The sequence below is a fragment of the Streptococcus infantis genome (assembly GCF_047463175.1).
GTDB classification, from domain to species: domain Bacteria; phylum Bacillota; class Bacilli; order Lactobacillales; family Streptococcaceae; genus Streptococcus; species Streptococcus infantis_AC.
The window spans coordinates 381585-400457 of sequence record NZ_JASHEJ010000001.1; the positions used below are offsets into that span (position 1 = coordinate 381585).

Here is an 18873-nt window from a genome sequence, read left to right on the forward strand (position 1 = left end):
GAAGACATAACTTATGTTAGCCAAGGCGATAATGACGAAGTTTAAATTTGTTATACGACGAGCAACGATGTTCGTGCGGTTGCACAGGATCGTGCATAGTCAACTCTACAAGTATAGCATGATTCCAAATTTTTGACAAGTATTTTCATTCAAAATTCAGCCTTTTATTAGACTTTTTTCGCAAAGAAGATAAAATCATACTTAGATAAAAAATACTCATCATGATAGGGACACCTAAAATTGTTTTTTCGTTGAAGATAATCGTTAAGTAAGCTGAAAATACTACTCCTAGAATGAAACTAACAAGTAGGCTCACAAAAATCAATCCTTCCATCAAAAAGGCTGTATGCTTGGTCCGGACGTATTCGCCAAAAGCCAACATGGTGCGTTTGATATTTCCCGTCATAAAGGCATTATTATAGGCAATTCCAGAAACCTCTCCAAAAGCTGTTGTAACCAGACCCATACAAAAAGCCAGAGGAGGAATAATAAACATGTTATCAACACTCAATGGAACAAAGCCGATTATCAATGATAAAATAGCTAATGGAACAAGTGATAGAATGGGTTTTTTAACAATGCGAAGTTTTTCCTTGTAAATCGTAAGCAAAAAAACGCCTAACATGAAAGATAAAAGTGTCAATATCTTTATTTCAGCATCAGCCAAATTTCTCTGAACGATTCCGACTGATAGAAATACCACATTCCCTGTTTGCCCAGCGACTAAGGTATTCCCTCTTACAATAAACGTATAGGCATCTACATAGCCTGCACAAAAAGTCAAAAAAAGCGCCAATCTTTTTGAATGACGAGAAATTTTTCTCATAGGTAATAATCTCATACTAATCTCCTAAATATACTGTAACTATTGTACCATTTTTTCTAGAAATTTCGAAGTATCAAAGCAAAAGAATTATCTTAACTTATCTAGTTGACTCTTTCTATGATATAATGAAATCAATCATTACTTGTGGAAAAGGAGTAACTATGCTAAAACTTGGTATCATAGGAACTAGTTCAATCAGCCATCATTTTCTAGAGGTTGCCCATACTAGCGGAAAATTTCAACTGGGTGCAGTCTATTCTAGAAAAATAGAAACCGCAGAAAAGTTTGTTGAACAATATCAAGGCGTTAAGCTATTTGATCAGTTAAATGATTTCTTTAATGATTCATTCGATGTGGTATACATTGCTAGTCCGAATTCCCTGCATTTTAGCCAAGCAAAGATGGCTTTATCTGCTGGAAAACATGTTATCCTTGAAAAACCAGCCGTCACTCAACCACAAGAATGGCAGGATTTAGTTCAAACAGCTAAAGATAATAAATGTTTTATCTTTGAAGCAGCACGTAACTATCATGAAGATGCTTTTGCCACAATCAAAGGCTTTCTTGCCAACAAACAAATTCTTGGTGCAGACTTTAACTACGCTAAATACTCTTCTAAGATGCCTAACCTACTTGCTGGCGATACTCCTAATGTTTTCTCAGACCGTTTTGCAGGTGGTGCACTTATGGATCTTGGTATTTATACTCTATACGCAGCAATCCGCTTATTTGGAAAACCGACTCATGCAACCTATCAAGCTCAGAAACTAGATAATAGTATCGATTTGAACGGTGACGGCATGCTCTACTATCCTGACTATCAAGTACATATCAAAGCAGGAAAGAATATCACTTCTAATCTTCCTTGCGAAATTTATACGACAGATGGAACACTGACACTTGATACTATTGAACTTGTTAGTTCAGCTATTTTCACAGACCATCAAGGAAATGAAGTTAAACTTCCTATCCAGCAGGCTCCTCACAACATGACTGAGGAAGTTGCTGCTTTTGCAAACATGATCAAGCAAGCAGACCTGAATCTCTACCAATCTTGGATTGATGATGCGGCACACGTCCACAACCTACTTTACACCATGCGCCAGAATGCTGGCATTAGATTTGAGGCAGAAAAATGAAAACTAAACTACCTACCGAATGGCAAGAATTGATTGTTCAACTGGGCTTCCAAGAATTTACTCCCATTCAAATTCAACTTTTTGAGCCTATAACAAAAGGTGAAAATCTTCTTGGAGTCAGTCCAACTGGAACAGGAAAGACTTTAGCCTATCTCCTACCTAGTCTTCTCAAACTGCAAAAGAAAAAAGCCCAACAATTATTGATTTTAGCACCTAATACCGAGCTTGCTGGACAAATTTTTGAAGTTACTAAAACCTGGGGTGAGGCTATCGGATTAACAGCTCAGCTATTTCTATCTGGTTCGAGCCAGAAACGCCAAATTGAACGACTTAAAAAAGGACCAGAAATTCTGATTGGAACACCTGGTCGTATCTTTGAACTCGTCAAATTGAAAAAAATCAAGATGATGAATGTGGAAACAATCATTCTTGATGAATTCGACCAACTCCTTGATGATTCTCAAATTCATTTTGTTGAAAAAATTACCAACTATGCACCTCGTGACCATCAACTTATTTACATGAGTGCCACTACCAAATTTGACCAAGATAAGATTGCACCTAACACGCGCATCATTGACCTATCAGACCAAAAGTTAGACAATATCCAACACTTCTACATGCAAGTAGACCAACGTCACAGAGTAGATATGCTTCGTAAACTGGCACAGGTTGAAGATTTCCGTAGTCTTGTCTTCTTTAATAGCTTGTCTGACCTTGGAAGCGCCGAGGAAAAATTACAATATCGCGATGTTTTAGCTGTTTCACTTGCGAGCGATGTCAACGTTAAATTTAGAAAAGTTATTCTAGAAAAATTCAAAGATAATCAACTGACACTACTTCTTGCCACAGACCTTCTCGCTCGTGGTATCGACATTGATAGCTTGGAATGCGTGATTAACTTTGATGTCCCTAGAGACAAGGAAACTTACACTCACCGTGCAGGTCGTACAGGACGTATGGGTAAAGAAGGCTATGTCATCACTCTTGTCACCCATCCAGAAGAGCTTAAAAAACTGAAGAAATTTGCAAGTGTACGTGAAATCGTCCTAAAAAATCAAGAACTCTATATCAAATGAGAGTGGGACAGAAATCGGTAATTCTTTAGAATTCGATTTCGTCGTCCCACCTCCGCACAGTTGAGTAGGGCTGTAAAAGCTGATGAAATCAGCGTAGTAGAGCCCACTCAACCACTGCGTCTTGCTCGACACTCCAAAGACAATTGAGAGGCTAGGACTTTTGTCCCAGCCTCTTTTTCTTATCCCCAAGTAATTTCTAAACGGTAGTTGGCAAATGGAACTCCTTCTTTGTTTTGTAGTTGGTAGGCTAGTTCAATCTTCTCTTCACCAACTTCGTAGTGGCTTGTTTGGATGATAAACTCCTGCAGTCCCATAGGTGTTGGGATATAGGCTAAACTATCAGAATCCTTGAGAAAACGCATGATAGTCTTGGGATTTGAGAAACGTGACATGACCAGTTCCTCCCCATTAAATTTCAAAACTACTTTTTCTTGGTCTTCATTGTAAAAAAGGAGATAGGAAAAATCGCCCTTTTCCCGTAATTCAACATCATAAAGTTGGTCGATTACTTCCAATTGTTCATCGAACTTGATGGTATTTCTCATTCTAATCTTCACAACTATTCCTCTTTCTTCTCACTTATCCCTACTATTTTACCAAAAAGGCAAGGAATTTGCTATAATGGTCTTATGAATGAAAAAGTATTTCGTGACCCAGTTCACAACTATATCCACGTTAATAATCAAGTCATTTATGACCTGATCAATACCAAAGAATTTCAGCGGCTCCGTCGCATCAAACAGCTTGGGACATCTAGCTATACTTTCCACGGTGGAGAGCATAGTCGTTTTTCTCACTGTTTGGGTGTCTATGAAATTGCCCGTCAAATCACTGAGATTTTTGAGGAGAAATATCCTGAGGAATGGGATTCTAACGAATCACTATTAACCATGACTGCTGCTCTTCTACATGATCTCGGACACGGTGCTTACTCTCATACTTTTGAAAATCTCTTTGACACTGACCATGAGGCAATTACCGAGGAAATTATCCAAAGCCCTGATACAGAGATTCATCAGGTCTTGCTACAGGTGGCGCCTGACTTCCCTAAAAAGGTTGCTAGTGTCATAGACCACATCTATCCCAACAAACAAGTGGTTCAGCTCATTTCTAGTCAGATTGATGCAGACCGTATGGACTATCTCCTACGCGACTCCTACTTCACCGGTGCTTTTTATGGGCAATTTGACCTGACACGTATCCTTCGTGTTATTCGTCCTGTTGAAAATGGTATCGCCTTTCAACGGAATGGGATGCATGCCATAGAGGATTATGTACTCAGTCGTTACCAGATGTATATGCAGGTTTATTTCCACCCAGCTACACGAGCCATGGAAGTCCTTCTGCAAAATCTTCTCAAACGTGCTAAGGAGCTCTACCCTGAAAATAAGGACTTCTTTGCCCTTACATCCCCACATCTACTGCCATTTTTTGAGAAGAAGGTAACCTTATCTGACTATCTTGCACTTGACGACGGGGTTATGAATACCTATTTCCAACTCTGGATGACTAGTACAGATAAAATTCTAGCCGACCTTTCCCAACGTTTTATCAATCGTAAGGTCTTTAAATCTATTACTTTTTCTCAGAAAGATCAAGACCAGCTTGAAATCATGCGAAATTTCGTAGAAGAAATTGGTTTTGACCCCAACTATTACACAGCTATTCATAAGAATTTTGACCTTCCTTACGATATTTATCGACCAGAGTCTGAAAATCCAAGAACTCAAATCGAGATTGTCCAAAAGAATGGCGAGCTGGCAGAACTTTCTAGCCTATCTCCTATCGTTCAATCTCTTGCAGGAAGCCGTCATGGTGACAACCGTTTCTACTTCCCTAAAGAAATGCTTAAGCAAAATAGTATTTTTACAAATATCATTCAACAATTTTCCCATTTGATTGAGAATGATCATTTTACTCCAGACAAGAAATAACAGAGGAAATTTATGAGTATAAAACTAATCGCCGTCGATATAGATGGTACCCTAGTTAATAGCAAAAAAGAAATTACTCCCGAAGTTTTTGCAGCTATCCAAGATGCCAAAGCAGCTGGAGTCAAGGTTGTCATTGCAACAGGACGCCCCATCGCTGGTGTTGCTAAACTCCTTGACGACTTGCAGTTGAGAGATGAAGGTGACTATGTTGTGACCTTCAACGGTGCCCTTGTTCAAGAAACTGCTAATGGCCATGAGATTATCAGCGAATCCTTGACTTACGAGGACTATCTGGATATGGAATTTCTCAGCCGTAAACTGGGAGTCCATATGCATGCAATTACCAAGGACGGCATTTACACTGCCAATCGCAATATCGGAAAATACACCGTACACGAATCAACCCTCGTCAGCATGCCAATTTTTTACCGTACACCTGAAGAGATGGCTGATAAAGAAATCGTCAAATGTATGTTTATCGACGAACCAGAGATTCTCGATGCTGCTATTGAAAAGATTCCAGCAGAATTTTACGAGCGCTACTCTATCAACAAATCTGCTCCATTTTATCTAGAACTCCTTAAAAAGGATGTAGACAAGGGTTCAGCCATTACGCACCTAGCTGAGAAACTTGGACTAAGCAAAGATGAAACTATGGCGATCGGTGATGAAGAAAATGACCGTGCCATGCTAGCAGTCGTTGGAAACCCCGTTGTTATGGAAAACGGAAACCCAGAACTCAAAAAAATCGCCAAATACATCACCAAAACAAATGATGAATCCGGCGTTGCCCATGCTATTCGTACTTGGGTCTTGTAAACTGAATAGAATATAATAAAAGCACCCCAGAAGTTAGAGAAAAAGTCTAACTCCTGGGGTATTTTCATTACAGATTACTCTTCTGATTCCCTTTTTATTTTTGGGATTTTTTTATTATCCAGTTTAGGAATGCCCTTGTTCTCAATCTTGGGAAGGTTCTTTAGTTCATCGGCAGTAGGTACCTTCTGGTATACCTTAGCAGGCCTATAGAGTAAAGCAAACGATAAGAACAAGGCAACAACGCTCCCAACAGTTGCTATGTTTCGTTTACTCGCTTCTGTCGAAGGGACCCTGGCTCCGCTTGTACTAAGGTCCTTCCATTCAGGATGCTCTGCTTCAATCGCTTTTTTCTCTTCCCAAAGTGGAACGAGTAAAAAATGGTTAAATGGCACAACTGTAGCCATTGCTGTCGCGCCTAGTGGAATAAATCTATTGAGATTTATGATGAGCAAGATACTTAGGATAGAAAATAATACGAATAGAAGGATTACTAATACTAGTCGAATTTTATATTCTTTTTTTAGTCGAAGGTATTCTTCTTGGGACATCTAACATATTACCTCTTTCTCCAAAATTCTATACATCTGAAAAGCATTAGTCCAGTGACTCCTGTTGTAAATCTTTGATAAACTTCACAACTTGATGATTCTCAATCTTCACATAATAGCCACCGCTATTATTGACAAGTTTATCCCCTTCATATTTATCAATCTTTACAGCATAAAGACCGCTTGGAAGAGGTAGATTGTTAAAGAATTCTTTCATTTGCGATTCAAGGTCTTTAAGATAGGCATCATATAACTGATCCTTCTTGTCTTCTGGAGTGTAGTATCGAAATTGAAATTCTGGTATAAAAATATCTTTTTGGAAAAGATATTGAGCATCCATAGGATACATCCCTTGTAATGCTTGTCCTTTTCTTTGATTTTCCTCTAAGATTTCATCATAAAGATACATATTGCCAGATTTACTATTAAATTGAAAATCAATCCCATCGTATTTCAAAGCAGTCATTTTAGGATCTGTTATTGAAGTATCCAATTTTTTTAAAAATTCGCTGGTACCTGGACTAATCTCAATTCCTAGATAGGCTAATTCTGGAAAAGCCTGATAAATTTTTTTGTTTTGTTCATAATCTACTTCTGCATCCGTCTTTTTATACTTTTTGTTTTCCGAAGGACGAGTATAGTATTCAAAACGGGAATTAGCCTGATAGGTTTTACCATCTATATTTTCAGTGTAAGTACCATGGATTACAAATCCTCCTACACTTGTATAGTTTTTTTCGTATTTTTCTAACTCAAACTGACCTGTAAGACCGTAGTTCTTATAAGAACGATGTACAGCTTGCTCAAGTTCATTCCGACTGGCATGGGCAAATAGACCCCACATATCCATCATTGCAATAATAGGACTAAGTATTATGAGCATTGCAATTGGAATAACCACGGATAAGCAGCCAATTAATATGCCTTTTTTCATCTCTTTCTCCTAAACATTCTATACCTATTATAGCATAAAAAAGAGAGCGGTTTTCTTCTCCCTATATATTTTCATGGCCTCTTATGAGTTAATAAACAAAAAAACACTGAACTTCAGTGTTCTTTATGTTTCTTTATGCTTCTTATTATGCCCCCTGCATACAAACTAGCGTTAAAATAAGTTATAATAAATAACCAAAACACGATGAAATCAAGATATTATCACACGCTAGCTAGTATTGAAAATTACAAAGTTGACCAAGAGTTGACCAAATAAATTTTTAGTTTTTTGCTATAATTTCTAAGTTAAAAATTTAATAATCACAGTTTTTGATACATAGTTCGATACCGTATTCGGCACAATCGGTATATTCCAATATTCATTCACAAAACTAGTTTAAATAGCGCAGTCTTTTCAACTAGTTTTATGAATACAAAAAATCTTCCTACATATGTAAGAAGATTTTTTATTATTCTAGTTCTTTCTACGTACCGTTACAAGTCCAAATCCTCCAAGAATTGCACCGAGTACCAACATTGCAATACTCGATGATTCGCCTGTTTCTGGCAATGATTTCGCACGTTCTACCCGTGAATAAGTCGGCTTACTTGATGCCTGTTGCTGACTTGTATATGTTTGACCCTTTACGATAACATTTCCTTTGTTGTCAATAGTCACATTTTTATCACTTGTGTACGCCTGCTTTGATTTATCAGTGTTCGTTTTTGGATGTTCAACACTAATTGGTTTTGTAGCACGTACAACAACTTTTCCGTCAACAATTTCAACATCTTTACCTGAAGCAATAGCATCTTTTAGTGCTTGAATATCAATTTCAGGACGCTCTTCAGAAATCGGTATTTCTTTAGGAACAGCAACAATTGTTCCATCAGATAATCTTGTAACTATGTTGTGTTTTGCTTTTTCTTCTAAATCTTGAAGCTTATCAAACGTGTCTTGAAGCTTAGCTAGTTTTGCTTGCTCCTCAACAAGTTTTGTAGTAATAGCACTAACGTTATTCTTTGCATTTTCTTCTTTTTCTTTAACTTCAAGAAGTTTTGCTTCTTTTTCTTTAAGCTCTGCTTTTGTTCGTGCAAGCTTTTCTGAACTGTCAACATAACCTTTTAATTCTTCAGCAAGAGCTTTAGCTTCTGTAACTAAACGGTCTTTTTCTTCAACCAATTTAGCTTTTAGAGCTTGAAGATTTTCAAGTTTGCTTTGTTGTTGAGCAAGTTCAGTTTTAGCATCAGTAACAGCTTGAACTTTTTGTTCTTGAACTAATTGAGCTGATTCAAGAGCTGATTTAGCATCATCAAGAGCTTGTTTCTTAGAAGCAAGGTCAGCTGAGAAGTTATCAACTGTTTTTTGAGCTTCAGCTTGACGTTTTTGTGCACTTTCAAGAGCAAGTTTTGCAAGACGCAAGTTGTTTTCCGCAACTTGTGTTTGAATTGGCGTAGAAGTAGCGTCAGCTAATGTCTTTTCAGCTGAAGTCTTAAGTTCTAAAGCACTTGCATAGTCAGCAGATGCTTGTTTAAGAGCGTCATTTGCTTTTTCTGAAGCAGTTTGAGCTGTAGCTTTTTCAGCTTTAGCAACGTCATAAGCTTTTTGAATAGCTTCAGCATCTTTTGGATTTACAAGGTCTGTACCTTTATCACTGAAAGCAATTACTAACCAGTAGTAACCATTGATGTTTGCAACATCAAGACCAACTTTTGCTCTTGATGCAAAGTCAAGGTTAGCTTTCAAGTGTCCCCATTTTGATGGGGCATCACCGAATGATGTATGAAGTAGAGAGTCAACAACGGCTTTCTTCAAGTCATACATTGATGTGAAGTATTCTTTTGTACCTAAACCTGCAAGGTTTTCAACGCCTAGACCAATGTGACCGTGAGTTACTGGACTTTGACCACGTTCTTTGTACTCTTTAGCTCTTTCAGTAGCAAGTGCAATAGCTTCTTTTGTTGTACCTGTATTTTCTTTTGATGCAACTGAATATTTACCGTTATCTTTTAATTGTTCACGGATTTCCTTCAATCCTTGGATGTACAAATGAGAAATTTCTTCTTTTTGTGCATCTGTTAAGTTATCAAGGTCAACAGGTTCATTCTTAGAGCTTTCTGAGATTAAAGATTCTGATTTTGAATTTTCCCAGATTTTAGCACCAGTGCTAGTCATCAATTCATCGCTACCTGAAGCAATAGCTTTCTTGAATTGAGTCAAATCTGGAATTTTGACAATATCAATGCTATTTAGAGCTTTAGTAGCTTCATTAAATTTATCTTTAGCTTGAGAAAGTGTTGATGTAGCATCATTAGCTTTTGTAGTAGCTGAAGCAAGTTTGCCTTTAGCCTCATTGACGACAGTTGTTTTAGCGTCAACATCTGTTTGAGCGTTGTCAATAGCTTCTTGACGTTTTTGGTCAGCTTTCTTAGCATGAGTCAATGCTGTATCTGCAAGAGTAACATTCTTTTCAGCACCCTTAGTTTCAGCTTTAGCTTCGTCAAGTTTATCTTCAGCTTGAGCAAGTCCAGTTCCTGAGATTGCGTCTTTAGCTGATTGAACTTGTGTTTCTTTAGCTGAAACATCAGCTTTAGCTTCATCAAGAGCTTGTTCAGCGCTAGACACGTTTGTTTGAGCTTGAGTTACAGCGTCAGCCTGAGTTGCGATATTTGCATCAACAGTAGCTGTTTCTTTAGCGTTAGCTTCTTGGTCATCAAGATTAGCTTTTTGGTCTTTCTGATTAGCTTCAATATTTTGAGGTGTAGCTTTAGAAGCAAGAGCTTCAGCTTTTTCAACATCATATTGAACATCAGCTACGTCTGATTGAGCGTTAGACACTTGCTTGTTAGCGTCATCAACTTTAGCTTGAGCTTCAGTAAGTTGTTCTTTAGTTTGTTCAACAACTTTCTTTTGAGCATCAAGTGCAGGTTTTACGTCTGATGATTTTTCAACAGTTTTTGTTGTAGGTTTTTCTTGAACTGTTGATTTATTTACACTTGTTGCCGTAGATACATCAGAGTTAGCTTCTTGAGCAAATGTAGGCACAACAGCTGATGCAAGTCCAATAACTGCTGTTGTTGTTAGGGTTTTAATAGTATTTTTTGACATAACATCTCCAAAAATTCACATTAACAACTATATATAGTTGTTTTTTCTTTAATTATACCGTACTTAACCAACCTTGTAAAGTCATAAGCAATCTTTTAAGAACTAAAATATATAGTAAAAAAACTGTAGTATTAAGTTCGAGAGGTATTACATGAAACAATCATTAAGAAAATATATAGGAAAACGAATTCGCCTTCTAAGGTTAAAAAAAGGATTTACACAAGAACAAATTGAAGAAAGAGCAGACCTTGGAACAAACTATGTTTACAAACTTGAACATCTAGAAACAAATATAACAATTAATACCCTTGAAAAAGTTATGAATGCCCTTGAATGTGATATTTCATCTTTCTTTGATATTACAAAAAAAGATGAAAATCCTGAGATTGTTGAATTAATTACGAATATAAAAAATTTACCTGATAGTAAACAAAAAGAAATACTTTCTGCATTCCATACAATTCTTAATAATGTAAAATGATAATTTAGTTTAAAAAACGCATAATTCTAGACGAACATGCTAGAGCTATGCGTTTTTATTTTATATTCATCAAATCAACAGTCCACCTATTTAAACTATCCGTTAAAACTATTTCTTCTTCCAATTGTTCTTGATAATGAATTATAGATTTTATAAAAGTATCTACTGATTTAGAAAAATCAAGTTGCGGATGAAATTTAGAATCAACACCAGGTAATGAATCAATGTTCATTTCAGCAGTCAATGATAAATTTTGTAAAATTAAATTAAAAAATTCTTTTCCTCTATTAAATAGTGTACCGTTTGAAATCATATCTAATAGTTCGGTTTCAAAAAAATTAGTAATTTTTTTATCTAATTTTGTAGTATACAAATCACTAAAATAATTAGCATGTCTTTCAAAAAACTCTTCCTTATAATGATTGTATAAAAGTTGCATAGCTAATAAACTTTTTTCATTACCTTTTTCAATCTCAAAGTTTGGAAATAATAAGCTAATTCCATTACCATATCTATTTTCCAATTCTCTGATAGCCAAATCATATGCGTAAGGAACATAGTAACTCAAAGATTTTTCTATTAACCTTGTTTCTTTCTTTAAAAGATAATTCATACCTGTAAAAAATAACATCCCAAAGTAAGATTCACGTTCCATTTTATTTCCCCAAATTAAAGTATATGAATCTGTAAACTTCAAATTTTTAACAATTTCAAAAGCAAAAGCCGGTGTCAAAAGATACGGATTTTTTTTATATCTTTTATTATTGACAATATTACTAACAACATTTGGGTCACTTAACAAAATATCAATATTTTGTAACTTTTTATCTTTTTTTCTATATTTCACACGTTGACTAATCATTCTATAAATTTCTTCATCAATTTTCATATAGTTCCTCTTTTCTTTAGTTTGTAATATTAGTATAACATAATCTTGGGTGGTTTTTCAAATTTTTTATATAGAAAAACAGTCAATTCAAACCCAATAATTATAATTATAATAGATTCATGATAGTCGATAGCTATCAAAAATAATTTAACAAAGGAGGCCTATTATGGCATTTTTTAAAAAAACTAACGGCTACAGTGCTAGCCTCGCGGAACAAGCTCTTTCAGATGAAGTTGTGAAGTTAGCTGGTAAACAACTAGAAATTCAATTCGAATTTGAGAAAACTGGGGAATTTGTTAATGGTAAAGAAAAAATGAAACGTACGGATAACATTCAAAGTTATCAAGTCTACGTTGCAACTGACAATCACAATCCTTTCAAAGTCAAGTTTTTACCTGAAGATAAACCAGTCCTATCTAAGATTGATATCGGAGATGTCGTTGAATTTGAAGGGTTAGAAGCATTTGAAAATAAATACGGACAGCTTTTTTTCAGAGCATCAAGTATCAAGAAAGGAAAATAACTGATGGCTTTTCTAATGAATAAAAGTCAAAGTCATGCTACATCAGCAACTTCTGCTGATGTAGTTGAATTTGGCAAAAATAAATACGAATTAGCTCAATTCATTCTAAGAAATTTGAATAATGCACTAGATATTAATGATGAGTCATCCTATCTAAATTCATTTGACATCAAGGTTCTAAGCAACGATAAGGGGTTCTTATTTATACCTAACTTGCCTGTATCTTACTCTATTGATGCTAAATTATACTTTGAACTATATGCAATTTGTTCTGGTATTTTATATCCTTTCAAGACCTTATTGGCACAAAATAATGCTTATTTCGTTTCATATGATACAAAAAATGAAAACCAAGCACGAGCATTCTTCTTCCCTTGGATTGATGGGGTTCCAAATCGCTTAAAAATAGATAATTTACAAACTTTTATTAAAGAAAAAGTATCAGAAAAGCATATTCCTATAATGTCAAATAATGTTTCAATTGATATGACAAAAGTTGTTCATGTTGCAATAAGTGGCTCCAGCGGTTCTGGAAAAACTCATTTTGTTCAATATCTCATTTATTGTTTAAAATCAATTACAAATCAAATCGTCTGTATTGATCCTAAATTATCAGATATCTATTTATTAGCTAAAGAACTTCAACTTGAAGTTTTTTCACCTCAAAAAGGCTCTAACTTAAATAGTTTTATTACAGAAATTAATGAATTACTTGGTCGTATCATAAACAAAATATACGAACGACAAGAGTTATTACTAGAAAAACCAGATAGACAATTTGAACGTATTTATATTGTAATAGATGAATTACTAGCGTTAGTTCAAGGCAGTTCAAAACAAGCTCGTGAAGCATTTTCTCAATTATTAGGAACAATAGCTTTACTGGGTAGACAAACGAATATTAGTTTAATTTTATTAAGTCAACGCTTTGATGCGACTGCTTTTGGCGGTAATACAGCAGTACGTGAACAAATCAATTGTATTTTTATCTTGGGTGAAATAAATGCAAACACTTGCCAATTTTTGTTGCCAAATTTTAACGTAGAAAATATTGTAATACCCTCCGGAATTGGTACAGGAATCATCAAGTATACAGATAGCGAACATAGAACACAGATTATGCCACTTTTGACGCCAACATACACTATTAGAAAGGAACAAAGTACATGAGAAATTATTTCAATAAATATAATGTAATAAATTTTACAATTTTTATTTCATTAATATTCTTTATTTTTGAACGTTTAGCTACGTTTTTAATTATTCAAATTCACTTAGAAACGTTCTATTATTTTGTAATGTCTATTTGGATATTGCGTTTAATTACAGTAAGTGCATTTTCTGTCTTATTAATAACAATTGGTACAGATTTTATATCTCGAAGTGCTAATTCTGATTCTTTCATCAATGGCATCAAATCTTATTTAGCTACTAGGAAAATTCGTCGTTATTGTACTCACATCAATGTAGAGCCGTCAATGGAAGAATCTTCACGGTATTTGAATACAAAACAAGTCATTGTAAAGAAAGCCAATCGTTCATTAAAAGCATTGACTGTCACTTATTATAAAGATTGTGCAGTATTAAATGGAAGATTGCCCTTAAACAATGAAAGTGCTGATATTATTGAAAAATTATTCCCAAAAATAAAAAAGGAATTAAATTATTTAGATAAAGATTATCAATTTAACGATATTATTAGAGACCCTGAAGGTAAAAATTTTTCATCTGTTGCTAAATGTAATATTGGTGAAGTCTATCCTATTAAAAATAATGATGGTTAATAGTGCGGTGTACTGCTACTGAAGGTAAGCAAGTACACCAGCACCATAGATTTTAAGCAATTCACGTCCAATGAATAAGAATTTTATGTTGTGCTGTGTCAAGTAAATATGATGTTTGTTTGGATATGGCTACACAGTTTTCTCCGTCTGTGTAGTCATATCCAAATCAAAACAACTCCTCTCAAAATCAACACACACTCATTATTTTGTGTCAAAATCAGAAAGGATTTTTATGAAAATTAATCAAAATGATAGAAAAAGAAAATTTTTTGGTCAAATTTCATTTGACTATGAACATAATGCAAATTCAAAATTAACTGAAAAAGATTTTCGTGAATCAGTTATTCAACGTATTCATGATTATTGTAAAAATGAAGAAGATAGGTATCATATTATTTTTCACGATAAAGATTTAAAAGATGACGGAAGTTCAAAACCACTACATGCACATTTTTATATTGATTTCAAGCATGCTCATACTTACACATCAGTATTTAAGGCTCTATCAATTTCAAGAAAACAAAATTTAGAATTTGTTCGTAGTTCGATAAAAGCATGCCGATATCTTACACATCGCAACGAACGTAACATGGAAGAACATAAATTCCCCTACGAAGTCGCAGACGTTATTTCATCAGAAAATGCAAACTATATCGATGATATTATGGGAAAAATCAAAAATCACAGCAAAGAAAAAGCTGACAATGGTCTAGAAATAGACGATTATTGTTTAGAATTAAGCTATCTAATCTCAGAAGAAGGCTTACTTACAACTGAAGCAAAACAACAATTGTTTGAGCAATTCACTCAACGTATAGCACAGAAAGCGTGGAATTCAAATAAAAGACAATTTGAAGAGAACAGACAAGAATTTATTCAGAAGGAGTTTATTCGAATGAGCAAAGGGGAACGGAATCATACAGGTATTTATATTCAAGCTGAAGGGGGAACAGGAAAATCATATCTAGCACGTTTACTTGCAGAAGAACATGATAGGTTAGGAGCACATACCCCATCAATAAATAAAAAAAGATTTGATTTAGGTTCAGGTTATAAAGGAGAAAAAACAATTGTAATCAATGAATTAGATGCAAGTTGTGGTATGACTTTTCGAGAGTTATTTCAGATACTAGAACCAGATTCAGCAACTCAGTTAAGTTCACGGTTTAAAGATGCGTATATTATTAATGACTTAACAATTATCACAAATTCAGATACTTATTGGGATTGGTGTGATTCGTGGTTTGGGGAAAAAAATAAAGAATATCATCAGCTAATGCGAAGAATTAAATTTGTAATCAAAATGATTCATGATGATAAAAATAAAGGAATTAATATTGAATTATGGTACTACAATGCAAATCGGGATTTAAAAGAAAAGGCGAAAAAAGAATTCAAAAAAATACAAACGTATACACTAAGTAGCGTTAAAAATGAAGAAAAATTTCGAAAAATTGCTTCAGATATATTGGAAAGAATTAAGAAAGAAAAAAATATTGATAGTAAAAGAAAAGTTATCGCTACAAACCCAACCGACCAAAGCAAGGGTAGCGATAACTAAAACTAGTAGAAATAATTAATACTATTTCTGCTTCTATTTTATCATAGAAAGAGAAAAATTTATATGACAGATAAGATTTTAATCAAAATAGACAATTTAGAAGTAAAGTTGCCTGCCACACATATCATTGTTGAAAAAGAAGAATATCTCAACTTAAAAACACAAGCTTCAGATGGGAAATATATGAGCTTATCCGAGGTTTTAGAGATGATTTCAGTATCTCGACCGTGGTTATTAGAAAATGTTCTCTATCGTGCAGATATTCGCTCAAAAATTGATATTGATAAAAACAAGGATGGTTTTGTGAAATATCCAAATAATCAGGGTGGACGGTACTACTTCTTAGCTAGCAAAACGAAACAATTTTTTGAAGAAAATTTTGCAGAAATTTTTAGTTTATGATACGATAATCAAGATAATATCTTGTTTATCGTCTTTTAGAAAGAGGTAACATGTCAGTTTCATACAGAAAACGAGGAAAAAAGAATTTATGGGATTATAGAATTTTTGATAAAGATAAAAAAGTAGTTGCTTCTAATTCCGGATTTAAAACAAAACGAGAAGCTGAAATTGAAGCTTTAGCTCTTGAATTAAAATTAATTAATGGAGCTATTATAGATAAAAATATTACGTTTTATTCACTTTGGGAAAAATGGTTAGAATTAACAGTAAAACCACTTAGTAAAAGCGATATCACATTTTATAAACATATTTTACGAGGAAGATTCATCAAAGATTATTTTAAAGACAAACCAGCCTTAAAAATCAAAGCGAGTGAATATCAGGCTTTTATAAATAAGTACGCTGAAACAAATTGTCGTGATAATGTTAGTAGAATGAATGCGGAAATTAGAAATGTGATTGTGTTTGCAAAACGAGATAAACTTAATATAGAAGATTTTACTGAGGGTGTAATTCTTTCAGGACGACCTCCAAAGAAGCGAAAAGATGAAAAATACATTCATAGCTTTGAAGATTATCAAAAATTAGTAACATATTTAGAAAATAATCTTGATTTAGCAACTTCCATAGTACCGTATTTACTATTGATTCAACTGAAAACCGGAATGCGTGCAGGAGAGGTTGCAGGTCTTACATGGGATTGTATCTTGTGGGAAAATTCAGAAATCAAAACTTATCAACGATATGATACAGCAAGAAAACGGTGGGCAAACGCTAAAACAGAAGAGTCAATCCGTACAATTCCAATTGATAATGCTACGTTAACAATTTTAAAAAAATTAAAACAAGAGCAATCTGTATTCATTAAAAATGGGATGATTACAAATAATGAAAATATGATTTTTATTGATTTGAATTACAATGTTGTAACAAATGCAGGAGTGAACAAGCATTTAAAACAAATTTTAAAAACCTTAAAAATTCATCCTCAAACGATGACAAGTACAGGTCTGAGACACACGTACTGTTCAACAATGTTAGCAATGGGTGTTGATATTTGGGCAGTATCAAAATTGATGGGACATAAAGATATAAAACAAATAACTGAAACTTATGGACATTTAATAAAAGAAAAAGCTGATATTGAAAATAATAAAGTGCGTGCAGTATTAACTAGTTTAAATAAAAAGGATATTTTTTGACCAAACATTGACCAAAAAATAAAAAAACGTTGTTAATTCAACGTTTCTATAGTATATTATATGCCCCCTGCAGGAATCGAACCTGCAACTACTCCTTAGGAGGGAGTTGTTATATCCATTGAACTAAGGGAGCTAGAGAAAAACCCTGCCTTGCAGCAGAGTTTTGTTCATCGAATTAACGACGGATTTCTTTGATACGAGCTGCCTTACCTTGAAGAGCACGCAAGTAGTACAATTTCGCACGACGTACTTTACCGTAACGAACAACTTCGATCTTTTCAACACGTGGAGTGTGGATTGGGAAGATACGTTCAACACCTACACCGTTAGAGATTTTACGAACTGTGTAGTTTTCTGAGATGCCAGCACCTTTACGTGCAATAACAACACCTTCAAAGATCTGAACACGTTCACGGTTTCCTTCGACAACTTTCGCGTGTACACGAACAGTGTCACCAGGACGGAATGAAGGGATATCTGTACGAAGTTGACCTTCAGTCAAGCTTTGGATTAATGGATTCATTTTATTCTCCTATCTTTGTCAATCTTGAGGAAACTTCCTCAGCGGATAAACTGTATTTTTGTGCGTCCATTACACACAAGATACAGTTTATCAAATTTCCTAGAAAAAGTAAAGAAATTTAAAGCAAAATTCCCAAAAAAATTGCAAGAAAACCAAGCAAGTAGGTTAATAATAAATAACTATAAAATGCCTTCTTGTCACTTAGCAGTTTTTGTAGTTCATCGTTCAAGGTTGAGAAAGTAGTCAAACCACCACAAAAACCAGTTGCAAGAATAAGATAGACTTCTTTTGACTCCACATGGTTATAGCATAATCCAATCAAAAAACAACCTAGAAGATTAGCTATGAGTGTTCCTAGTGGTAGCACTGACACTTGATTATAACGGGAAAAGAAATAACGAACAAGAGCACCCAGTCCACAAGCAAGCGCTAGATAAAATACTACCATTTCTTCCTCCCTAGACAATAAGCAAATAAAAGTCCGCCACCGATGCTCAAAATCAAATAGGTCACTAAACTAAGGTACCGCCCTGTGTCCAGTAATTTCACAGCATCTAATAAGAGACTAGAAAATGTCGTTAAGCCGCCACAGAATCCTGTTCCAAGCGCTAGAATAGTTCCTTTACTACTTCCCTTATAAACCAGATAACCTTTTACAAGGTAGACAAGGAAAAAAATTCCTAAATAGTTGACTACTAGTGTTCCCCAAGGGAAGTCTGGACTAGATGGCAACCATCTCGAAATCTGAAAACGCACAATTCCTCCCAGCATACCAGCTAGAAAGATTCCTAGAGGGTAAAATTTTTCTTTTTTCATTTGATCGTTTTATCCTGATAATCACGTGAACGTTTGAGAATATCTGAAAAAGTCTCAACAATTGTATCTTCGTATTTTTTATTGCCTACACGACTTTTGACTTTCTCAAAGATAACTTCTTCTCTTTTAGTATCTAGAATAGGTTTTCCTGAAGCTTTTTTATAGGCAACTACTCCTTCAACTAAATGCATCCTCTCTTCTAAAAGTTGAACGATCTGGTCATCGATTTTATCGATTTCTTGTCGAATATTATCTAAATCCATAGAGTCTCCTTTTTAATTGAACTATTGTACCAAAAAAGCACT

At 34.5% G+C, this 18873-nt stretch carries 21 protein-coding genes and 1 tRNA gene; 11 read left to right on the top strand and 11 right to left on the bottom strand.

Going from position 1 to position 18873, the window contains the following annotated elements; translation table 11 throughout:
- Window positions 1–145 precede the first annotated feature (145 nt).
- On the bottom strand, window positions 146–841 hold the full coding sequence (locus QM859_RS01930; RefSeq protein WP_195183343.1) for a YoaK family protein: 696 nt from the start codon (window positions 839–841) through the stop codon (window positions 146–148).
- A gap of 146 nt (window positions 842–987) precedes the next feature.
- On the opposite strand from QM859_RS01930, the gene QM859_RS01935 reads away from it, so the two are divergent.
- Both QM859_RS01935 and QM859_RS01940 read left to right on the top strand, forming a co-directional pair.
- Window positions 988–1965: a Gfo/Idh/MocA family protein gene (locus QM859_RS01935; RefSeq protein WP_195183342.1), complete on the top strand. Its 978-nt coding sequence runs from the start codon at window positions 988–990 to the stop codon at window positions 1963–1965.
- Window positions 1962–3044 (top strand): DEAD/DEAH box helicase, encoded by a 1083-nt coding sequence (locus QM859_RS01940; protein WP_414261948.1) that lies wholly within the window; start codon window positions 1962–1964, stop codon window positions 3042–3044. The genes QM859_RS01935 and QM859_RS01940 overlap by 4 nt, the downstream gene beginning before the upstream one ends.
- A gap of 179 nt (window positions 3045–3223) precedes the next feature.
- Here QM859_RS01940 and QM859_RS01945 read toward each other — a convergent pair whose 3' ends face one another.
- Window positions 3224–3601 carry a YwiB family protein gene (locus QM859_RS01945; RefSeq protein ID WP_254725771.1) on the bottom strand — a complete coding sequence of 126 codons (378 nt, stop codon included), beginning with the start codon at window positions 3599–3601 and terminating at the stop codon, window positions 3224–3226.
- Between the two features lie 72 nt (window positions 3602–3673).
- Here QM859_RS01945 and QM859_RS01950 point away from each other — a divergent pair, with 72 nt between their 5' ends.
- Window positions 3674–4978 (top strand): HD domain-containing protein, encoded by a 1305-nt coding sequence (locus tag QM859_RS01950; RefSeq protein ID WP_368910118.1) that lies wholly within the window; start codon window positions 3674–3676, stop codon window positions 4976–4978.
- Window positions 4979–4990: 12 nt separating this feature from the next.
- Window positions 4991–5797, top strand: coding sequence for a sugar-phosphatase (gene yidA, locus QM859_RS01955; protein ID WP_006152355.1), 807 nt, complete (start codon window positions 4991–4993; stop codon window positions 5795–5797).
- 74 nt (window positions 5798–5871) lie between these two features.
- On the opposite strand, the gene QM859_RS01960 is transcribed toward yidA, so the two are convergent.
- The 3 genes from QM859_RS01960 to QM859_RS01970 all read right to left on the bottom strand — a co-directional run bounded on the left by QM859_RS01960 (window position 5872) and on the right by QM859_RS01970 (window position 10387).
- The gene (locus QM859_RS01960; protein WP_414261949.1) at window positions 5872–6345 is read right to left on the bottom strand and encodes a hypothetical protein; all 474 of its coding nucleotides are present in this window, start codon (window positions 6343–6345) and stop codon (window positions 5872–5874) included.
- Window positions 6346–6391: 46 nt separating this feature from the next.
- Complete coding sequence (locus QM859_RS01965; protein WP_414261950.1) at window positions 6392–7279, bottom strand: hypothetical protein; 888 nt, start codon at window positions 7277–7279, stop codon at window positions 6392–6394.
- A 474-nt stretch (window positions 7280–7753) separates the two neighbouring features.
- Window positions 7754–10387, bottom strand: coding sequence for an SEC10/PgrA surface exclusion domain-containing protein (locus QM859_RS01970; RefSeq protein ID WP_414261952.1), 2634 nt, complete (start codon window positions 10385–10387; stop codon window positions 7754–7756).
- 151 nt (window positions 10388–10538) lie between these two features.
- Here QM859_RS01970 and QM859_RS01975 point away from each other — a divergent pair, with 151 nt between their 5' ends.
- The gene (locus tag QM859_RS01975) at window positions 10539–10868 is read left to right on the top strand and encodes a helix-turn-helix domain-containing protein (protein ID WP_049478720.1); all 330 of its coding nucleotides are present in this window, start codon (window positions 10539–10541) and stop codon (window positions 10866–10868) included.
- A 55-nt stretch (window positions 10869–10923) separates the two neighbouring features.
- On the opposite strand, the gene QM859_RS01980 is transcribed toward QM859_RS01975, so the two are convergent.
- Entirely contained in the window at window positions 10924–11757 is an 834-nt protein-coding gene (locus QM859_RS01980) for a hypothetical protein (protein WP_414261954.1), read from the bottom strand.
- A 166-nt stretch (window positions 11758–11923) separates the two neighbouring features.
- Here QM859_RS01980 and QM859_RS01985 point away from each other — a divergent pair, with 166 nt between their 5' ends.
- From QM859_RS01985 to QM859_RS02010, 6 genes are all read left to right on the top strand, one after another.
- A complete protein-coding gene (locus tag QM859_RS01985; RefSeq protein WP_178895513.1) occupies window positions 11924–12280 on the top strand; it encodes a hypothetical protein in 357 nt (118 codons plus the stop codon).
- Window positions 12281–12283: 3 nt separating this feature from the next.
- The gene (locus QM859_RS01990; RefSeq protein WP_414261955.1) at window positions 12284–13450 is read left to right on the top strand and encodes an FtsK/SpoIIIE domain-containing protein; all 1167 of its coding nucleotides are present in this window, start codon (window positions 12284–12286) and stop codon (window positions 13448–13450) included.
- Complete coding sequence (locus QM859_RS01995; RefSeq protein WP_414261956.1) at window positions 13447–14064, top strand: hypothetical protein; 618 nt, start codon at window positions 13447–13449, stop codon at window positions 14062–14064. The genes QM859_RS01990 and QM859_RS01995 overlap by 4 nt, the downstream gene beginning before the upstream one ends.
- Window positions 14065–14296: 232 nt before the next feature.
- Window positions 14297–15625: a hypothetical protein gene (locus QM859_RS02000; RefSeq protein ID WP_414261957.1), complete on the top strand. Its 1329-nt coding sequence runs from the start codon at window positions 14297–14299 to the stop codon at window positions 15623–15625.
- Window positions 15626–15688: 63 nt separating this feature from the next.
- Complete coding sequence (locus tag QM859_RS02005) at window positions 15689–16027, top strand: DUF771 domain-containing protein (RefSeq protein ID WP_049478726.1); 339 nt, start codon at window positions 15689–15691, stop codon at window positions 16025–16027.
- A 50-nt stretch (window positions 16028–16077) separates the two neighbouring features.
- Window positions 16078–17229: a tyrosine-type recombinase/integrase gene (locus QM859_RS02010; protein WP_414261959.1), complete on the top strand. Its 1152-nt coding sequence runs from the start codon at window positions 16078–16080 to the stop codon at window positions 17227–17229.
- Between the two features lie 61 nt (window positions 17230–17290).
- Here the strand turns inward: QM859_RS02010 and QM859_RS02015 are convergent.
- From QM859_RS02015 to QM859_RS02035, 5 genes are all read right to left on the bottom strand, one after another.
- A tRNA-Arg gene (locus tag QM859_RS02015) sits at window positions 17291–17362 on the bottom strand.
- A 42-nt stretch (window positions 17363–17404) separates the two neighbouring features.
- Window positions 17405–17752, bottom strand: coding sequence for a 50S ribosomal protein L19 (rplS, locus tag QM859_RS02020; protein ID WP_001068670.1), 348 nt, complete (start codon window positions 17750–17752; stop codon window positions 17405–17407).
- Between the two features lie 118 nt (window positions 17753–17870).
- The gene (gene crcB / locus QM859_RS02025; protein WP_414261960.1) at window positions 17871–18200 is read right to left on the bottom strand and encodes a fluoride efflux transporter CrcB; all 330 of its coding nucleotides are present in this window, start codon (window positions 18198–18200) and stop codon (window positions 17871–17873) included.
- Window positions 18194–18568, bottom strand: coding sequence for a fluoride efflux transporter CrcB (crcB, locus tag QM859_RS02030; protein WP_414261961.1), 375 nt, complete (start codon window positions 18566–18568; stop codon window positions 18194–18196). Before crcB (QM859_RS02030) ends, crcB (QM859_RS02025) begins: the two co-directional genes overlap by 7 nt.
- The gene (locus tag QM859_RS02035; RefSeq protein ID WP_006148651.1) at window positions 18565–18831 is read right to left on the bottom strand and encodes a chorismate mutase; all 267 of its coding nucleotides are present in this window, start codon (window positions 18829–18831) and stop codon (window positions 18565–18567) included. The genes crcB (QM859_RS02030) and QM859_RS02035 overlap by 4 nt, the downstream gene beginning before the upstream one ends.
- Between the last annotated feature and the right edge of the window lie 42 nt (window positions 18832–18873).